Origin of the sequence: Methylobacterium sp. V23, assembly GCF_002917135.1 — a bacterium.
Lineage (GTDB): Bacteria > Pseudomonadota > Alphaproteobacteria > Rhizobiales > Beijerinckiaceae > Methylobacterium.
Genome location: NZ_PDHT01000005.1, coordinates 1 through 17,017 on the forward strand (window position 1 = coordinate 1; position 17,017 = coordinate 17,017).

The 17,017-nt window shown below is 68.4% G+C and carries 15 protein-coding genes and 1 pseudogene; 7 read left to right on the forward strand and 9 right to left on the reverse strand.

Annotation, left to right across the window (positions count from 1 at the left end; translation table 11 throughout):
• From CRT23_RS29060 to CRT23_RS06715, 5 genes and pseudogenes are all read right to left on the reverse strand, one after another.
• Positions 1-137: pseudogene (locus CRT23_RS29060) on the reverse strand (PhnA-like protein); the annotation flags it as partial.
• 169 nt (positions 138-306) lie between these two features.
• Positions 307-810: a CsbD family protein gene (locus tag CRT23_RS06700; RefSeq protein ID WP_181017272.1), complete on the reverse strand. Its 504-nt coding sequence runs from the start codon at positions 808-810 to the stop codon at positions 307-309.
• A gap of 278 nt (positions 811-1,088) precedes the next feature.
• On the reverse strand, positions 1,089-2,546 hold the full coding sequence (locus CRT23_RS06705; RefSeq protein ID WP_103709211.1) for a helix-turn-helix transcriptional regulator: 1,458 nt from the start codon (positions 2,544-2,546) through the stop codon (positions 1,089-1,091).
• A 516-nt stretch (positions 2,547-3,062) separates the two neighbouring features.
• Complete coding sequence (locus tag CRT23_RS06710; protein ID WP_103709084.1) at positions 3,063-3,296, reverse strand: Flp family type IVb pilin; 234 nt, start codon at positions 3,294-3,296, stop codon at positions 3,063-3,065.
• Positions 3,297-3,493: 197 nt separating this feature from the next.
• A complete protein-coding gene (locus CRT23_RS06715; RefSeq protein WP_055952726.1) occupies positions 3,494-3,784 on the reverse strand; it encodes a DUF3072 domain-containing protein in 291 nt (96 codons plus the stop codon).
• Positions 3,785-4,078: 294 nt separating this feature from the next.
• On the opposite strand from CRT23_RS06715, the gene CRT23_RS06720 reads away from it, so the two are divergent.
• From CRT23_RS06720 to CRT23_RS06735, 4 genes are all read left to right on the forward strand, one after another.
• Positions 4,079-4,588, forward strand: coding sequence for a MarR family transcriptional regulator (locus CRT23_RS06720; protein WP_103709085.1), 510 nt, complete (start codon positions 4,079-4,081; stop codon positions 4,586-4,588).
• Positions 4,588-5,310: a response regulator gene (locus CRT23_RS06725; RefSeq protein ID WP_103709086.1), complete on the forward strand. Its 723-nt coding sequence runs from the start codon at positions 4,588-4,590 to the stop codon at positions 5,308-5,310. The genes CRT23_RS06720 and CRT23_RS06725 overlap by 1 nt, the downstream gene beginning before the upstream one ends.
• Positions 5,311-5,380: 70 nt before the next feature.
• Positions 5,381-6,706 carry an ATP-binding protein gene (locus CRT23_RS06730; protein ID WP_244477334.1) on the forward strand — a complete coding sequence of 442 codons (1,326 nt, stop codon included), beginning with the start codon at positions 5,381-5,383 and terminating at the stop codon, positions 6,704-6,706.
• A 132-nt stretch (positions 6,707-6,838) separates the two neighbouring features.
• Complete coding sequence (locus CRT23_RS06735) at positions 6,839-7,033, forward strand: hypothetical protein (protein ID WP_103709087.1); 195 nt, start codon at positions 6,839-6,841, stop codon at positions 7,031-7,033.
• An 84-nt stretch (positions 7,034-7,117) separates the two neighbouring features.
• On the opposite strand, the gene CRT23_RS06740 is transcribed toward CRT23_RS06735, so the two are convergent.
• A complete protein-coding gene (locus tag CRT23_RS06740; RefSeq protein WP_103709088.1) occupies positions 7,118-10,261 on the reverse strand; it encodes an efflux RND transporter permease subunit in 3,144 nt (1,047 codons plus the stop codon).
• 12 nt (positions 10,262-10,273) lie between these two features.
• Positions 10,274-11,581, reverse strand: coding sequence for an efflux RND transporter periplasmic adaptor subunit (locus tag CRT23_RS06745; RefSeq protein ID WP_245436013.1), 1,308 nt, complete (start codon positions 11,579-11,581; stop codon positions 10,274-10,276).
• Between the two features lie 128 nt (positions 11,582-11,709).
• Here CRT23_RS06745 and CRT23_RS28390 point away from each other — a divergent pair, with 128 nt between their 5' ends.
• Positions 11,710-11,883 carry a hypothetical protein gene (locus CRT23_RS28390; RefSeq protein WP_181017273.1) on the forward strand — a complete coding sequence of 58 codons (174 nt, stop codon included), beginning with the start codon at positions 11,710-11,712 and terminating at the stop codon, positions 11,881-11,883.
• Between the two features lie 328 nt (positions 11,884-12,211).
• Here the strand turns inward: CRT23_RS28390 and CRT23_RS06750 are convergent, their stop codons facing one another.
• Positions 12,212-12,997: a Crp/Fnr family transcriptional regulator gene (locus CRT23_RS06750; RefSeq protein WP_103709089.1), complete on the reverse strand. Its 786-nt coding sequence runs from the start codon at positions 12,995-12,997 to the stop codon at positions 12,212-12,214.
• Positions 12,998-13,423: 426 nt separating this feature from the next.
• On the opposite strand from CRT23_RS06750, the gene CRT23_RS06755 reads away from it, so the two are divergent.
• Entirely contained in the window at positions 13,424-14,134 is a 711-nt protein-coding gene (locus tag CRT23_RS06755; RefSeq protein WP_103709090.1) for a Crp/Fnr family transcriptional regulator, read from the forward strand.
• Between the two features lie 411 nt (positions 14,135-14,545).
• Entirely contained in the window at positions 14,546-15,292 is a 747-nt protein-coding gene (locus CRT23_RS06760) for a sigma-70 family RNA polymerase sigma factor (RefSeq protein WP_055952703.1), read from the forward strand.
• A 6-nt stretch (positions 15,293-15,298) separates the two neighbouring features.
• On the opposite strand, the gene mgtE is transcribed toward CRT23_RS06760, so the two are convergent.
• Entirely contained in the window at positions 15,299-16,669 is a 1,371-nt protein-coding gene (mgtE, locus tag CRT23_RS06765) for a magnesium transporter (RefSeq protein WP_055952700.1), read from the reverse strand.
• Positions 16,670-17,017 lie beyond the last annotated feature (348 nt).

The window sequence follows — 17,017 nt, forward strand, 5'->3', positions numbered from 1 at the left end:
TTGAGGATGACCTGGGTCACCAGCGCGGTGACGGCGCCGGCGAAGATCGCCCCCCAGGAGACCTGGTTCAGCAGGACCGTGCGGGTGTCGGCCGAGGCCGCCGTGGAAGAGGTCGCGAGAAGGGGAGAGGTAGACACGTGACAGGTACTCCGGGTCGTCGGTCGTCCGAGAAGTTCGGTCGTTCCAAGGGGCAAGGTGTGAAGGGTCAGGGGCGGAAGGGTCGGTCGGGGGGCGTTCCCGGGTCCGACCGCGCCGTCCCGGCGCGGTCGGACCGATCCATCGCGGTGTCGGGGCGCGGTGCCGCGGTCAGTCGCGGCCGTGGATGAGCAGGCCGAGGCCGTAGCCGAGGAGGCCGGCCACGAGCAGCGCGGCCACGGGGTGCTCGGCGACCTGATGGCTCACCTCGCGCCCCCCCTGGCGCAGGGAGCGGCCGCCGTTCTCGTAGGCGTCCCCGGCCCGGTCGTAGGCCTCGCGGCCGGCGCCGCGCACGGCGCGCTCGGCCCGGTCGTAGGTGTCGCCGGCCGCCCCCTGGGCCCGGCGGGCCCGGTCCTCGACATCGTCCGACCCGATCAGGTTGCCCACGGTGTCGCGGACCTTGCCGCCGATCTCGCGGGCGGTGTCGGCCACGTGCTCGGCAGCGTCGCGCACGCCGTCCTTGGCCTGGCCGTACAGGTTCTCCGCAGCGCCCTGCGCCTCGCGGGCACGGCCCTCGAGCGCGTCCCGCTTCGAGCCGGTGAGGTCGCCCACCGTGCCCTGAACCTTGCCGCCAAGCTCCTTGGCAGTCCCCGTGATGCGATCCGTGTCGACCATGATCATTGTCCTTGTTGTGCGCGCTTCGTGACGCATGGGTGTGTGTCGGTGAGAGCGACTGGGAACGCCGCCGCCAATCTCCCTGGCCCCAGAACCGGATTGCTGGTGGGCCATTGCGAGCCCGAGCCGGGCTCCCGGTCGGCCTGTCGCCGATCCGCTGCGGATCGGTGAGGGCCGAGGTCTCGGCGGTGGAGCCCTCAGCCCCCTTGCCTGATTGGGGAGATGGCCCTTCTCACCAACGTATCAATAGTTAGAACATACCGGTAAACTGGGTTTTTTTACCCGGACGATGCCGTCGGGAATCCGTTGTTGCGCCCCCAGACAATGGCCTCGGACCGCTTGTGCACGTCGAGCTTCCGATAGAGGGCCGCCGCGTGGTTGCGCACCGTGTTCTTGGACAGGTTCAGCCGTTTGGCGATGACCTCGTCCGAGAGCCCGGCACAGATCAGGTCCAGGATCTGGCGCTCGCGCACCGTCATGTTGGGTGAGACCGCATCCTGATGGCCGGCACCGGGTTGGCGCAGATGAGCGAGCTTCTCGATCAGTCCGCGGCTGAACCAGGAGGTGTCGGCCATCACGGCCTCGATCGCCTCGAACAATTCGCGCTCGGTTCGCTTGCGCTCGGTGATGTCCTGCAGAACCAGGAGGACGAAGACCTCCGCGCCGATCTCGACCCGCTCCGCCGAGACCAGGCAATCGAGGCTGCTCCCATCCTCGTGGTGCAGACAGACCTCCAGGCCGAGGACGTAGCCGGTGCGCGCCAGGGCTGTCTCGAACCGGTCCCGCTGGGGCTCCGAGACCCAGAGGTCGAGGTCGCCCGGCGTGCGGCCGGTGACCGTCTCCGGGCCGAAGCCGAAGACGCGGGTGAAGGCCTCGTTCACGCCGGTGATCGTCAGACTCTTGGCGCGGGCCAGAAGGGTCGGCACAGGGGTCAGGCGGAACGCCTTGGCGAAGCGCTCCTCGCTCTGACGCAGCGCGGTCTCGGCCTTCCGGCGCAGTTCGAGGTCGGCGAAGGTGAAGAGCATGCAGGGCTCGTCGCCGAGTTCCATCGGCTGCCCGGCCACGATGACGAAGCGGGTGCCGCCATCGGGCAGGTCGAGGCAGGCCTCCATCTGCGGAATGGTGCCGCCCTCGTTGAGCCGGGAGATCGCCAGATCTCGGTTGCGGGCGTTGGCCAGCACGTCGACCTCGTAGACGCTGCGGCCGATGACGGCGTCGCGGGTGTACCCGGTCATCTCCAGGAAGCCGAGGTTGACCTTGACGAAGCGCAGGTCGGCGAGCCGGCAGATCACGGCGGGTGCGGGATTGGCGTTGAAGGTGGCCTCGAAGCGCGCTTCGGCTTCGAACTGGTCGGAGACGTCCTTCAGGATGAGGGCGAGGCAACTCGGCTGGCCCTCGCGATCGGTCGCAACCAAGCTGCGCAACGAGTGCACGTAGTCGGCATCGGGACGGTCGGTGCGCGTGACCTCGACGATGACGTCGTGGAAGCGTTCGCCGGAGACTACCCGCTCCATCGGATACTGGTTCGGCGCATGGTTGTTGCGGTAACGCAGCGCGAAGCGCTCACGGTAGGCATCGACCGTTCCGCCGAGTTCCTCCAGGTTCTCGGCGCCGTGCATGGCCAGCGCCGCCGCGTTGGCGTAGGCGATGGTCTGGTCAGGCTCCACCAGGATCACGCCCTCGCTCAGTCCGGCAACGATCTGCTGGAGTTCATGCCTGTCGACGCCGAGTGTCACCGGGACTTCCATCCACTCCGATCAAGTCCGGCCGTAACCTGCCTGCGCGAAGGCCGGTTCCGACCGGGTCCAGCGAATGTCTGGTATATCCGGATCATTGACGTGAACGTGATCGATCATCTGCCGCGAGCGTAGCCGTAAGCCACCTCAAGAAGTGGGTCGGGTTGGTGCCGGTCGGGGTGTCGCCCGGTGGTTGGACCGACCGGAGCTGCCGGTCGCCGCGTGGCGTGTCGGCGCAGTTCGATGACAGAGAAGGCGCAATGGCGGTCCCGGGAAAGTGGGCCCGGTACGGCATGCTGCTCACCTGAAGGCCGTGCAGCGCGGGGAGCGTTCGCTCTCCTGACCTGCGGAGCGCTCGCGATCTCTACAGCGGTGGGGTTCCGGTCCTGCGTCCGACCTTGGGACTGCAATTGGGGTCGCTTGGCGCGCGAAGTGCTTGGCCTTCCGACTTACGAGGGAGTAAGTCGAATCCGCTGGATGGTTCCCCAGATGCGCGGTCTGCTCGCAGATCCGATCTCAGGATGACCGGGTCAGGGCGGCACCGATGTAATTGTACATGGCATTCGTCTGATCGGCGAAGAACCGCATCGCGGTCACGATCGCCAAGAAGACCAGGGCCATGATCAAGCCGTATTCGAGGGCCGTCGAGCCGGACGTATCCTTGCAGAAGCGGCGGGTCAGGATCTGAAGATCGTGCCGCGTCGAAAATTTCCGCCGAACCCTGGCATGTTCGAGATCCAGTTCGGTCATGGCCCCAGGATATCTCTCGCGGACGTCGATCGTCGGGAACGCTACGCGAGTTTCCTTGCGGAGGACTTAAACGGATCGTCGAAGTCCAAGGCACGCCGAAACCGTCAGGCTGGACGTAGCAAACCCCGGCCCGACGGTTCCCTTCGTCTCAAATCTTGGAAACCGCCAGAATATCGTGGCGGCTTCCGACGCGGCGGTCAGGCCTTGCCCGATTCCTTGCGCAGGGCGTCGATCCGCTGGGATGCCTCGGCCTTATCGAGCTCCGGATCGAACGCCTCGGGATCCTTCGCCTCTTCGGACAAGGTCTTGAGGTAGGAAGCCTGCGCGCCGGTCATCGGCTCGCCGCCGGTGGTCCATTCGCTCGGATCCTTGATCTGGTTCGAGACGTCCTTCGGATCGGTCTTGGGGTTCTCGTCCGCCTTGGAGGTCTGGGACTTGGAAGTTTCCGACTTGGAGGTCTGGGACTTGCTCGCCTGGGTACCGGCCATGTTGGAATCCTTTGGTTCACGAAATGTTCTAGTGAACGCGGGGCCTGGGAGCCGGTTCCTGGGCCTGCGCCGGCAAAAGCCGGTCGTCCCGTGGTCAAATGTCTCAAGGGTCGGCGAGGCCTGGAGACGAAGGCGAAGGCGATCCCGGTGATCACCCGAGTCGGGCGGGGAAACAGGGCACGCGATGCCGTCACCCGTCAGCGAAGGCGCAGGCTTGACGGGTCGCGTCGGGGCTGGAACATGTCAACATCGCTGACGTAAATCGAGGTCTCCCGAGACGTGACTGCCCACGCGATGCGAGATGCCGACGCCGAGGCGCCGCGGCCGTCCTCCGGCTCCGGCGACGACCTCATCGAGCTCCTGTTCTTCGCCTACCGGGATTTCGTCGGGGACCCCGACCGTATCCTGGCCCAGTACGGGTTCGGCCGGGCCCACCACCGGGTGCTGCACTTCGTCGACCGCTATCCAGGTCTCACGATCGCCGAACTCCTGGATATCCTGCGCATCACCAAGCAGAGCCTCAACCGGGTGCTGAAGGATTTGATCGAGCAGGGCTACATCGCGCAGAAGACCGGCACCAGCGACCGGCGCCAGCGGCTGTTGTTCTGCACCGCGGCCGGGGCGGACCTCGCCGGCGACCTCATGCGGGTCCAGAGCCGGCGGGTGGCCCGCGCTCTCGCCGCGTCGGAGCGCGGCGGCGAGGCCCCCCTCTCCGCCGAGAGCTTTCTCTTCGGCATGATCGAGCCGGATGCGCGCGCGGCCGTGCAGCGCCTGATGTCCCGGCGCGCCCGGAAGGCCGCCTGATGGCCACGCCCGGGACGCGCCCGACCGCCGAGCTTCCCGACCACGCGCCGCACATCCTGGTGGTCGATGACGATCGGCGGGTGCGGGAGCTGTTGTCCCGCTTCCTCTACGAGCAGGGCTTTCGCGTCACCGCCGCCGGAAACGTGCCGGAGGCGCGTACCAAGGCGCAGTGCTTCGTCTTCGATGCCCTCGTGCTCGACGTGATGATGCCGGGCGAGAGCGGCTTCGATTACGCCCGCGAGGTCCGCCAGACCTCGCGCGTGCCGATCCTGATGCTGACCGCCCGTTCGAACCCCAACGACCGGGTCATGGGCCTGGAGATCGGCGCCGACGACTACCTGCCGAAGCCCTTCGAGCCGCGCGAGCTGATCCTGCGCCTGTCGAACATCATCAAGCGGCGCGACGAGGCCGGCGGGCGCGCGCAGAGCCACGACACCGTGACCTTCGGCCCCTTCGCCTACCGGATCGACCGCGGTGAATTGCGCCGCGAGGACGAGCTGATCCGGATTACCGAGCGCGAGCGCGAGATCCTCACCATCCTGGCCCAGGCCGCCGGCGGCAACGTGGAGCGCGAGGCCCTGGCCGGGAGCGGCGGCCTCGCCGCCGAGCGCAGCATCGACGTGCAGATCAACCGCCTGCGCCGCAAGACCGAGGTCGATCCGGCCAATCCCCTGTTCCTGCAGACGGTGCGGGGCGTCGGTTACCGCCTCGCGGTCGATTGAGCCCATGGCCGCCACCGGCCTCCTCCAGCGCACGGCGACCCGCCTCGCCGCCCTGCCCCGGCCCGGGCGGATGTGGCGGATCGTCAGCCGCGCCATCGGCGACGTCCTGCCCAAGGGCCTCTATGCGCGATCGCTGATCATCATCATCGCGCCGGTGGTGCTGCTCCAGTCGGTGATCGCCTACACCTTCATGGAGCGCCACTGGCAGCTCGTGACGCGCCGCCTGTCCTCCGCCGTCACCGCCGACGTCGCCGCGCTGATCGACATCTACGAGAGCTACCCGCAGGACAAGGATTCCGAGACCCTGACCCGGATCGCCAACGACCGGCTCAACCTCGACGTCGACATCCTGAAGGGGGCTAAGCTCCCCCCGGCCGGTCCGCGGCCGTTCTTCTCGATCCTGGACGAGGCCCTGTCCGAGGAGATCCGACGCCAGATCCGCCGGCCCTACTGGATCGACACCGTCGGCCGCTCCAGCCTGATCGAGATCCGGGTCGCGATTCCCGATGGCGTCATGCGCGTCACCGCGCGGCGCAGCATGGCCTACGCCTCGAACTCGCACATCTTCCTGCTCTGGATGAGCGGCTCGTCGCTGGTGCTCCTCGGCGTCGCGATCCTGTTCCTGCGCAACCAGATCAAGCCGATCCTGCGGCTGGCCGCCGTGGCCGAGAGCTTCGGCAAGGGCCGGGAGATCGAGTTCCGGCCCCGCGGGGCTCGCGAGGTGCGCCAGGCCGGCCATGCCTTCATCGAGATGAAGCGGCGCATCGAGCGGGCGATGGAGCAGCGCACGACGATGCTCAACGGGGTCAGCCACGACCTGCGCACCATCATCACGCGATTCAAGCTCTCCCTCGCCCTGGTCGAGCAGACGCCCGAGGTCGAGGACCTGCAACGCGACGTCGACGAGATGAGCCGGATGCTGGAGGCCTACCTCGCCTTCGCCCGCGGTGATTCGGGCGAGGTGGCGGTGCCCACCGACATGCGCGCGCTCCTGGAGGACCTGCGCACCGACGTCGAGCGCCTCGGGGCCCACGTGGAGGCGGTGGAGCTCGAGGACCGTCCGCAGCTGACCCTGCGGCCCGACGCCATGCGGCGCTGCCTCTTCAACCTCGCGGCGAATGCGGCCCGCTACGGCGAGACCGTCGCGATCACGGGCCGGCGCGAGGCCAGGGCCTTCCTGGTCTCCATCGACGACGACGGCCCGGGCATCCCGCTCGACCAGCGCGAGGAGGTGTTCAAGCCCTTCGTACGCCTCGACGATGCGCGCCAGGATGCGGGCGGCTCCGGCCTGGGGCTCTCCATCGCCCGCGACATCGCCCGCGCCCATGGTGGCGATGTCAGCCTGCACGACAGCCCGCTCGGGGGCCTGCGCGCCACGGTGCGGATCCCCGCCTGATCCGGGCTCATCGACCGCAGGAAAGCGTAGCCGATCCAGCTTGGCGCCGGGTGCGGGGCGATGCTATGAGGGGCGCAGCAAACGCCACAGGGACCGGTAAGCCGGGTCCGACAGAGGTTGAGAGACCCGCCCATGAACAGCCCGCTGACCCCCCTCCTGATCCTGCTGCTGCTGCCGATCACCGCCATCTGCGCCGTGCTCTACACGGATGCGGGCATCGAGCCGACGCTGTTCTACGCCACCGTCAAGACCTTCGCGGTACTCTTCATCGTCGCCGGCGGGCTCTGCTTCGCCGCGAGCCGCCTGGCCGCCCGCAGCGAGGGCTGAGCTTCCCCGCGAGTGCGAGAGCGCTGACGAAAAGGCCCGGACCGGAAGGTCCGGGCCTTTTCGTTTCGCACCCCTGCCGCCGGACTACTCGGCGGCGATGCGCGGGGGCAGGATCGGCTTCGCGTCGTTGGCTGAATGGGTCGGCGGCAGCGCGAACGCCCCCTCCGTCGGTTCGTCCACGCGTCCGACGAAGCGACCGAAGACCCGCACGAAGAGGCGCGACAGGTCGTCGACCAGGACGAAGATCGCCGGCACGAAGACCAGCGACAGGCCGGTGGAGACGATCAGGCCGCCGATCACCGCGATGGCCATGGGCGCGCGGAACTCGCCGCCGATGCCGAGCGCCATGGCCGAGGGCACCATGCCGGCCGCCATGGCGATGGTCGTCATCACGATGGGGCGGGCGCGCTTGCGACCGGCATCGATGATCGCGGTGGCGCGGTCGACGCCGCGGGCCATCTCCTCCACGGCGAAGTCCACCAGCATGATGGCGTTCTTGGTCACCACGCCCATCAGCATCAGGATGCCGATCACCACCGGCATCGAGATCGGCTTGTTGAAGATCAGGAGGCCGAGAATCGCGCCGCCGATGGAGAGCGGCAGCGAGAACAGGATGGTCAGCGGCTGCAGGAAATTCCCGAACAGCAGCACCAGCACGCCGAACACCATCATCAGGCCGGCACCCATGGCGAGGGCGAAGCCCTCGAAGACCTCCCCCATCACCTCGGCGTCGCCCGTCTGGCGGATCGTGACCCCGGGCGGGAGGTCTTTGGCGGTGGGCAGGGCGAGGACGGCGCTGATCAGGGCACCCAGCGCGTCCGAGCCCTCCATGTCGGCCTCCAGGGCGACGCGGATGGCCCGGTCGTAGCGGTCGATGGCGGTCGGGCCGCGGCCGAGGGTGAGATCGGCCACCGTGGAGAGCGGCACCGCCGCGCCGCCCTTGACCGGAACCTTGAGGGTCTCGATCTGCGAGAGGTCGCCGCGCAGGCGCTCGGGCAGCTGCACCCGGATCGGCACCTGTCGATCGATGGTGTTGAACTTGGCCAGATTCGCCCCGATGTCGCCGATCGTGCCGACCCGGACGGTCTCGGCGATGAGGTCGGTCGTGACGCCGAGATCGGCCGCGACCCCGGCCTTCGGGCGGATGCGGATCTCGGTGCGGTCCAGGGGGGCCGTCGAGAGCACGTTGACGAGGTGCGGCACGCCCGCGGCTTCGCGCTGGAGCTTGGCCGCGGTCTCCGCCACCACGGTCTTGTCGGGGCCGGACACGATCAGCGTGACGTCGCGCTGGCCGCCTTCGCGCAGGGCCCAGAAGCGGATGTCGGGCACGTCGTGCAAGAGTGCCCGGATGGCGATGTCCACCTGCTTCTGGGTGCGATGGCGGGTGTTCTTCGGCGTCAGATTGATGGTGAAGGTCGCGAGCCGGACCTCCTTCTTCGCGGGCAGCTGGCGGCCGCCGTCAACGAAGACGCTGCGCACCTCCGGGAGGGCGCGGATGCGCTCCACGAGAGCGTCCGTCACCTGCGTGGTATCGGCGAGGCGGGCCCCCGGCGGCAATTCGACCACGAAGATCGTGCGGGCGGCGTCCTCCGCGGGAAGAAAGCCCGCCGGCAGCAGGCCCGTGGACAGGATCGACCCGGCGAAGCAGACGAGCCCGAGCACCAGGGTGATGAACTTGTGGCGCACCGACCAGGCGACCACGCGGGTGTAGCCCCGCATCACCGGGCCCTCGCGGGTGTGATCGGGGCCGTGATCGCGCAGGAAATAGGCGGCGAGCAGGGGCGTGATCAGGCGCGCCACCAGGAGCGACATGAACACCGCCGCCGCGATGGTGAGACCGAACTGCTTGAAGTACTGCCCGGCAATGCCGCTCATGAAGGAGACGGGGGCGAAGATCGCCATGATCGTCGCCGTGATGGCGATGACGGCGAGCCCGATCTCGTCGGCGGCCTCCAGGGCGGCGCGGTAGGGGGATTTCCCCATGCGCATGTGCCGGACGATGTTCTCGATCTCCACGATGGCATCGTCGACGAGGATGCCGGTGACCAGCGTGATCGCCAGCAGGCTGACGGCGTTCAGGGAGAAGCCGAGGCTGCTCATCACCCAGAAGGTCGGCAGCACCGAGAGCGGCAGGGCGATCGAGGCGATCAGGGTCGCACGCCAGTCGCGCAGGAACAGGAAGACCACGACCACCGCAAGGGTCGCGCCCTCGACCAGGCTCAGCATCGCCGAGTGGTAGTTGCCCACCGTGTTGGTGACGGAGGTGTCGATGAGGTCGAAGCGGACGCCGGGATGGCGGCCGCCGAGTTCCGCGATGCGCTTGGCGACGCCGACGGCGACCTCCGCGTCGCTGGCACCCGTGGAGCGCGAGATCGCGAAGGCCACCACGGGCTCGCCGTTGAAGCGCGCGAAGGTGCGCGGCTCCTCCGAGCCGTCCACCAGCGTGGCGAGCTCGTCGAGGCGGACCTTGCGCCCGCCCGGCACGACGATCGAGGTCTCCGCCAGGGTGTCGAGGCTCGCCGCCCCGGCCAGGGTCCGGATGGATTGCTCCTGTCCGCCGAGCTCGCCGCGTCCGCCCGCCATGTCGGCGGCGGTCAGGCGCAGCTGCCGGTTCACGTCGGCGGCCGTGATCCCGAGTGCCAGCAGGCGGTCGGGCTTCAGGGTCACGCGAACCTCGCGGGCGACGCCGCCGAGGCGCTCGACCCCCCCGACGCCCTTCACGCTCTGCACCTGCCGGGCGATGACGTCGTCGATGAGCCAGGACAGGTCCTCCGGCGTCATCGCGGGCGCCGAGGCGCCGTAAATCATGATCGGCAGGCCCGCGATCTCGACGCGGTTGATGATCGGTTCCTCGATGGTGCGGGGCAGGTTCACCCGGACCTTCGAGATGGCATCCTTGACGTCGTTGACCGCCCGGTCGCTGTTCACCTCCAGGCGGAACTCGATCGTGGTGCTGGAGACGCCTTCGGAAATCGTCGAGATGACGTGCTTGACGCCCTTCACCCCCGCCACCGCATCCTCGACGACCTTGGTCACCTGGGTCTGCAGCTCCGAGGGCGCGGCCCCGGATTGCAAGACCTGGACGGAGACGATGGGGATGTCGATGTTCGGAAAACGCGTGATCGGCAGCGCACGGAAGCTGACCAGTCCGAGGACCACCAGCACCAGGAAGAGGACGAGGGAGGGGATCGGCTTCCGGATCGCCCAGGCCGAGATGTTCAGGCGCATGGGATCGTCCGATCAGCGGGGGGCGGCATCGGCCGCCGAAGGCGTCGCGGCATCGGCCGCCTTGATGGGCGGAACCACGGGTCGGACGCGATCGCCGTCGCGCAGGAAGCTGCTGGCACGGGCCACCACCACCTCGTCCGCCTTGACGCCGGCACGCACCTCCAGGACGCCGTCGGCGGCGAGGCCGGGCACGATCCGGCGAGCCTCGACGCGGTCGCCGGCGACGATGAAGACGCTCGCGCCGCCATCGGCGCCGTAGAGCACCGCCGACAGGGGCACGGCGACGCCGGTGCGGCGTGCGACTTCGACCTTGCCGCGGGCGAAGGCGCCGATGCGCAGGCCCGGATCGGGGTCGAGGCCGATGCGGATGCGCCCGAGGCGCGTCGTGCGGTCGATCTCCGGATCGATGCGCCGCACCCGTCCCTTCAGGGTCCGTCCTTCGTCCCAGTCCAGGCGGGCCGGATCGCCGACGTGCAGTCGCGGCATCCAGACTTCCGGCACCTCACCCTCGAGTTCGATCTCGCCGCGGGCGATCATGCGGAACATCGGCTCGCCGATTGCGGTCGCGGTGGCGCCCACGCGGGCGGTCCGCCGGCTGACGATCCCGGCTTCGGGAGCACGGATCTCGGTTCGGGCGCGCCGCAACGCGATTTCCGCGCCCTGAGCCCGCGCGGTGGCGAGATCGGCCTCGGCGAGCTGCAATCCGCCGCGGGCGGCCGCGAGCCGGCCCTCGTTGCCCTGAGCGGCGGAGACGCGCTGCTCCAGGATCACGGCCGTGGCGTTGCCGGTGCGGATCAGGCTGCGGGTGCGCTCAAGGGCAAGGTTCGCCTCGACCTGGGCCGCCTCGGCCTGCACGATCTGACTTCGGGCCTGGATGATGGCTGCCTGCGCCTTGGCGATGGTGGCGGCATTGGCCGCTTCCTGGGTCAGGATCATCTCGAGGGAGAGCCGCGCCAGAGGCTGGCCGCGCGTGACCTGGGCGCCCTCCTCCACGAGAAGTTCGGTGATGCGCAGGCCCTCGATCTCGGGTGCCACCAGGATCTCGTCGCGGGGGACGAGTGTGCCGGTCACTACGGCGAATTCCACGACTTGGCGAGCGACCGCCGAGGCCACCGTCACGGCCGGTGCCAGGGCGGCCGGATCCGGAACCGCCGCCGGCTCCGCCGCGCGCGCGATTGGGCCGAGCGCGGCGGCGCCGGCCAGCACCGCGAGGGCGAAACGGAACCGTTGTCCGGACGGCGCAGGCCGAGGGGGTCGCATGACAGGGCGCTCGACGAGGACGGAAAGCGTGCCCATGCGGAGCGAGACCGGCGATTTCATGGCGCATCTCCGCGGCGACGTGGCAGTCGCGGTTAAATCGCCCCCACTGGGTCCAAGACGTTGCAACTTTTTGCCGGTCGTCACGTTAGAGCAACTATAGACCTTTCCCGGTTGAGGGTTAACGAACCATGAGCATTTTCGAGGTCCGTCAGCAGTCGAACGGCGCCGTTCTCTGGACCGGCAGCGCGCTCGACGAAGTCTCCGCCCTCGATGCGATGGCGCGCGAGGCCGGCTACATCGATTTCCAGGCTCTTCCCGAGGAGATCCGCGCGGCCCACCCGGTGGCCCGTCCGATCGTCTAGAGCTTGCCTTTGCCCCTCCGCTGAGGGGTCGGAAAAAGCAAAGAACCCACCCGTCCGACCGGACAGGTGGGTTTTTTGTTGGCGTATTCTTCGGACTGCGCGGTGAAGCGTCGTTACCCATGGGAGGTCGGCTCGCTTCGGATGCCGACTGGCTGCACCGGTCGCGGCCGCGGGCGCGCGGCGATCGGCACAGCCTGGAAATCCTTGGGGGGCGTAGGCCCTGGGTGAACAGCTCGGAGGGCGCGTCGCTCGGCGGCAGGGTCGAGGTGACACCCCCTGGCGCTGCAGCTGGGAGGATTGTGGCCGCGATCCGTGGCCGGACCGGACCCTAGCGGAGCGCCGTGGAACTCAGCGACAGGTAGCGGGGATCGAAGCCGGCGAGGCTGGTCAGACGCTGGACGTTCCGGATCATCAGAATCCGCGAGCGCAGCTCGATCAGGCCCTGCCGCTTCAGCTCCTGAAGCGTGCGGTTGACGTGGACGGTCGAGAGGCCGGTCGTATCGGCCAGGTCGAGCTGTGACACCGGAAGGTCGTAGCCGTCGCCCCGGGCCAGTCCGACGGCGCGCAGGCGCATCAGCAACTCCAGGAACAGGTGAGCGATCCGCTCGATCGCGGAGCGGGAGCCGAGGTTTACGAGCCACTCGCGCAGCGTCGCATCGTCCACCAGGTTCGCCCGCCGCAGGGTCGTGACCAGTCGGGGCTGCTGGCTGACGAGGTCCCCGAGGGGCACAGGATCCATGCGCGCGATGCGGCAGGCCGAAAGGCTGGCGATCGCATGGTCCCGGCGGTCGAGCAGGCCGATATCGAGGTCGCAGAAATCGCCCGGTACGAGATAGGCGAGGATCTGTCGGGTTCCATCGGCGCGCAGCTTGTAGCGGCAGGCCATGCCTTCGACGAGGACGAAGACGCTGTCGGGACGCTCGCCCTCGCGCGCGATCTCCGTGCGCGGTCCGACGGGATCGACGGGGACGCAGAGGCGCGTCAGGATCTCCCGATCCTCGGCCGACACGGCCCCGAAGCGCTCCAGCTTCCGGATCAGAGGGGCCGTCACAGCGTCGTCATCGCGCAAGGCTAAGCGGCGGGGCAGCTCCGGACCCGCGCCCGACGCACTCATTGCCGATGCTCCGGCGCTCGTCGACGCGCCCGATCCTGAGGTCCTTCGTTCACCCAACCCGTCACGGCGTCCTGCCCCTCCTCCAACCGATTCCGGGCTGCTCCGCCTGCGCGTGGTCCTGCCGAGATGCGACCGCAGGGGCATCGATGGCGAGCCGTCGACTCGCGTACCGCCACCGCAAGACACGCGGCCGGTCGCGATATTCCCCGATCCGCAGCGTTAATAAATCCTAAAAAGCCAGCTCGGACAGGGCTCTGCGCTCTTGGTGTGGTGGCCGACATTCGGGGAATGTCGACTACCCGACAGATCTCCTGTTGGGCTTGCCTTTGTCTCGCATCGTACAGATAGTCGAGAAATCGCTTGTATATATTCCTGAGTATGGGTCCGTGAGAGACTATTTGTGCTCTTGCCCCAAGGGACAGGGCCGTGTCGCTGCTAGAGCAATCTGCCGTTCGTAACCGCTTGCTCAGACGGCTCTCGCCAAGCGATTACCTTTTGCTTCAACCGCATCTGCGCTCGATGCCGACGGAGTTGCGTCAGGGTCTGATCTATCCACATCGCCCGATCCAGGATCTCTACTTCCAGGAGGCCGGCTACGCGTCGATCACGACGTCCGGAACGAGCAAGGTCGAGGTCGGTATCATTGGGCCCGAAGGGGTCGTGGGGGCCGCTCCGGTGCTCCTGGGGAGTGACCGCACGCCCTACGACCACTTCGTCCAGAATGCCGGCGAGATGCTGGCCATCGACGCCGCTGCGCTGCTGGCTGCCACCGAGGAGAGCCTCGCGCTGCGCAACCTGCTGCTGCGGTTCGTCCAGACCCTACTGGTTCAGACGGCGCAGACCGCCTTCGCCAATGCGAGCTACAACATCGAGGTCCGGCTCGCGCGCTGGCTGCTCATGTGCCACGACCGGGTCATCGGCGACGAACTGACGGTCACGCATGACTTCCTGTCATTCATGCTGGGCGTTCAGCGCACCACCGTGACCCTCGCCCTGCAGCTCCTGGAGGGCAACCGCCTGATCAAGGCGCGTCGCGGGCGGATCGGGGTTCTCGACCGCACCGGTCTTCTGGGCGTCGCAGGGGACAGCTACGGCGTGCCCGAGGCCGAGTATCTCCGCCTGATCGAAGGCGCCTGACCCCAGGGCTCGATCCCAGCCGACCCTCGCTGCGACGACATCGCCCGGACGGCCGTGCCGCGTCGGGCCACGGTCGATGGCGCTGTGACGTCGCCATCTCGCGCTCACGCGCCAGTGAACACTCTCTCGCCTGCCGGGTTGAAGGTGTACGCATCATGCGTTCCTCCCTGGACTCGGCTCGCCCGGCAATAGCCGTGGCGGGCTCTTTGCGTATTTCTATAATGTATCTCGACAGAAAAACTTTGTGGTTTTAAGGCTGAATCTAAGCTTGAGCGTACGATTTCGTGCAGAAACCTTTGAATGTCTTCCCATTAACCTGTGTTGATGCGAGTGAGTTCCTCGTTTTGCACACTCTCTCGGACCCACGGGGATGGGGCCCATGCCTCTCCCGGCCGAATGAGAAGATACTGGATGACATCGCAATCTGGATCCGATGCACCGACCCGCCTCGTTCCCGAGAACGCCCCGCCCCTGACGGCGTCGATCCGTCGGACCCTCGGGCAGCACCTGCGCGAGACCTACGCCTCCCTCGATGATGACCAGCCCGACCGCTTCGCTGTCCTGCTCGCACGCCTCGAGGCGGTGCTGGCTGCCCGCGGCGAGACCCTCACGGCGGAGGTCCGGCAAGGGCTCCAGGACCATGCGGCGGGCCTGCGCAAGTACGCCCTCTCCCTGACCCGCGACGCCGCCCGGGCCGACGATCTGGTTCAGGACACGATGCTGCGGGCCTGGATGTACCGCGAGAGCTTCACGCCCGGCACCAACGTGTGCGGCTGGCTGACCATCATCATGCGCAACACGTTCTATTCCGGCCAGCGCAAGCGCGTGCACGAGGTCGAGGACAGCGACGGCAGCTATGCGGCCCAGCTGGTGACCCTGCCGGCCCAGGGCGCCGTCCTCGACCTGGAGGACGTCAACGCCGCCATCGGGCGGCTCTCCACGACCCTGCGCCAGGCCCTGACCCTGGTGGCCATCGACAACATGACCTACGACGAGGCCGCCACGGTGATGGGCTGCAAGATCGGCACGGTGAAGAGCCGGGTCTGGCGGGCCCGCGAAAGCCTCGCCGCCCTCGTCGGCTACTCCGCCAACGAGATCGGGCCGGACCGCCTCGCCACCTCCGTGCTCAGCGACCTGAGCCTCCGGCCCCGGGCCTGAGGCCGCCTACAGCAGCGTTCCGCGCAGGATCAGCATCGCCACCGAGAAGTAGATCACGAGGCCCGTGACGTCGACGAGGGTGGCGACGAATGGGGCCGAGGCCGTGGCGGGGTCGAAGCCGAGGCGCTGCAGCAGGAAGGGCAGCATCGATCCCGTGAGCGAGCCGAAGGTGACGATACCGACGAGGGCCGCTCCCACGGTGGCCGCCACCAGCATCCAGTGCTCGCCGTAATCGTACAGGCCGGTCTTCTGCCAGACCACGATGCGGACGATGCCGATCACCCCGAGAATCATGCCGAGGACGAGCCCTGTGGGCAACTCGCGCAGGGCTACCCGCCACCAGTCGCGCAGGCGCACCTCGTGCAGGGCCAGGGCGCGGATGAGCAGCGAGGTGGCCTGGCTGCCGGAATTGCCGCCCGAGCTCATGATCAGCGGGATGAACAGGGTCAGCACGATGGCCTTCTCGAGCTCGCCCTCGAAGCCCTGCATGGCGGTGGCCGTCATCATCTCGCCGAGGAACAGGGCGCAGAGCCAGCCGGCCCGCTTCCGGATCATGGTGCCGAAGCCGATGTCCATGTAGGGCTCGGGCAGGGCCTCCATGCCGCCGAAGCGTTGCACGTCCTGGGTCTGCTTCTCCACCATCGCGTCGATCATGTCGTCGACCGTGACGATGCCGATCACGTGGCCGACCGCGTCGATGACGGGGAGTGCCAGGAGGTCGTAGCGCGAGATCAGGCGGGCGGCTTCCTCGCGGCTGGCCGTGGGCGAGACCGCCAGCGGCCGGCGGTTCGGCGCCACCGAGAGCACGTTGTCGCCCGGATTGCCCGAGATCAGCCGGCGCAGGGGCACCGCCTTGGTCAGGGCCCGGGTGCGCGGGTCGAGGACGAAGATCGCATAGATGGTCTCGCGGGTCTTCTCGACCTGGCGGACGTGATCGAGGGTCTGCTGCACCGTCCAGTTGCCCGGCACGGCGACGAACTCCGTCGTCATCAGCGAGCCGACGGTCTCCTCGCCGTAGGTGCTGAGCCGGTCGACGGCGCCCCGGGTCTCCGCGTCGAGACGGGCGCGCAGATCCGAGCGGCCCGGCTCCTCGATCTCCCGGAAGAGGTCGGTGATGCGGTCGGCGGACATGCCGGACAGGTAGGAGGCGACCCGATCGCGCGGCAGCATCTCGATGATGTCGGCGGCGCAGTCGAGTTCGGGCTGGTCGAGCACCTCGATCGCCCGCTCCACGGGCAGGCCGAGCAGGATTGCGGCGGCGACCTCCGGGGCCTCGTCGTTGAGCGCCTCGACGATGTCGGGCGCGCGCTCGTCCGACAGGCGGGCGGCGAGCACCGCCGGATCGATGCCGGTCGGGAAGGAAGCGATCTCGTTCATGGGCTCACCTCGCAGGGCGCGCGATCCGGCCGTGACGGGCCGTCCCGCGCCGAGCCGCCCGAGCCCGGTCAGCGGGGCGTCAGGCGAGGAAAGCGGAGGCGGCCGCGCACGGCGCGGGCGATCGGTCTGGATTGTCGCTGGGCATCGGTATCGTCGAGAGGGAGCCGAAGCGCGCACCACGTGGTGAGTCGGGACTCCCGCGCAGGCCCGTTCGGCGGCGCGTCAGTGCGCCTCCCCTCCCCGGGGCGTCAAGCCGAAACCGGCATCGGCCGGATCTTTCCCCCGCGGGCGTGGCGCCGCTGCCGCCCCGCCCGGTCGCGAGCCATCGCGGTCCGCCGCGCACGCGAA

What these genes read in the sequence shown, in the direction of transcription:
- CRT23_RS06700 (WP_181017272.1), bottom strand. Translation starts at nt 810, where the DNA reads ATGGTCGACACGGATCGCATCACGGGGACTGCCAAGGAGCTTGGCGGC.
- CRT23_RS06710 (WP_103709084.1), bottom strand. Translation starts at nt 3,296, where the DNA reads ATGACCGAACTGGATCTCGAACATGCCAGGGTTCGGCGGAAATTTTCG.
- CRT23_RS06715 (WP_055952726.1), bottom strand. Translation starts at nt 3,784, where the DNA reads ATGGCCGGTACCCAGGCGAGCAAGTCCCAGACCTCCAAGTCGGAAACT.
- CRT23_RS06720 (WP_103709085.1), top strand. Translation starts at nt 4,079, where the DNA reads ATGCGAGATGCCGACGCCGAGGCGCCGCGGCCGTCCTCCGGCTCCGGC.
- CRT23_RS06725 (WP_103709086.1), top strand. Translation starts at nt 4,588, where the DNA reads ATGGCCACGCCCGGGACGCGCCCGACCGCCGAGCTTCCCGACCACGCG.
- CRT23_RS06730 (WP_244477334.1), top strand. Translation starts at nt 5,381, where the DNA reads ATGTGGCGGATCGTCAGCCGCGCCATCGGCGACGTCCTGCCCAAGGGC.
- CRT23_RS06735 (WP_103709087.1), top strand. Translation starts at nt 6,839, where the DNA reads ATGAACAGCCCGCTGACCCCCCTCCTGATCCTGCTGCTGCTGCCGATC.
- CRT23_RS06740 (WP_103709088.1), bottom strand. Translation starts at nt 10,261, where the DNA reads ATGCGCCTGAACATCTCGGCCTGGGCGATCCGGAAGCCGATCCCCTCC.
- CRT23_RS06745 (WP_245436013.1), bottom strand. Translation starts at nt 11,581, where the DNA reads ATGAAATCGCCGGTCTCGCTCCGCATGGGCACGCTTTCCGTCCTCGTC.
- CRT23_RS28390 (WP_181017273.1), top strand. Translation starts at nt 11,710, where the DNA reads ATGAGCATTTTCGAGGTCCGTCAGCAGTCGAACGGCGCCGTTCTCTGG.
- CRT23_RS06750 (WP_103709089.1), bottom strand. Translation starts at nt 12,997, where the DNA reads ATGAGTGCGTCGGGCGCGGGTCCGGAGCTGCCCCGCCGCTTAGCCTTG.
- CRT23_RS06760 (WP_055952703.1), top strand. Translation starts at nt 14,546, where the DNA reads ATGACATCGCAATCTGGATCCGATGCACCGACCCGCCTCGTTCCCGAG.
- mgtE (WP_055952700.1), bottom strand. Translation starts at nt 16,669, where the DNA reads ATGAACGAGATCGCTTCCTTCCCGACCGGCATCGATCCGGCGGTGCTC.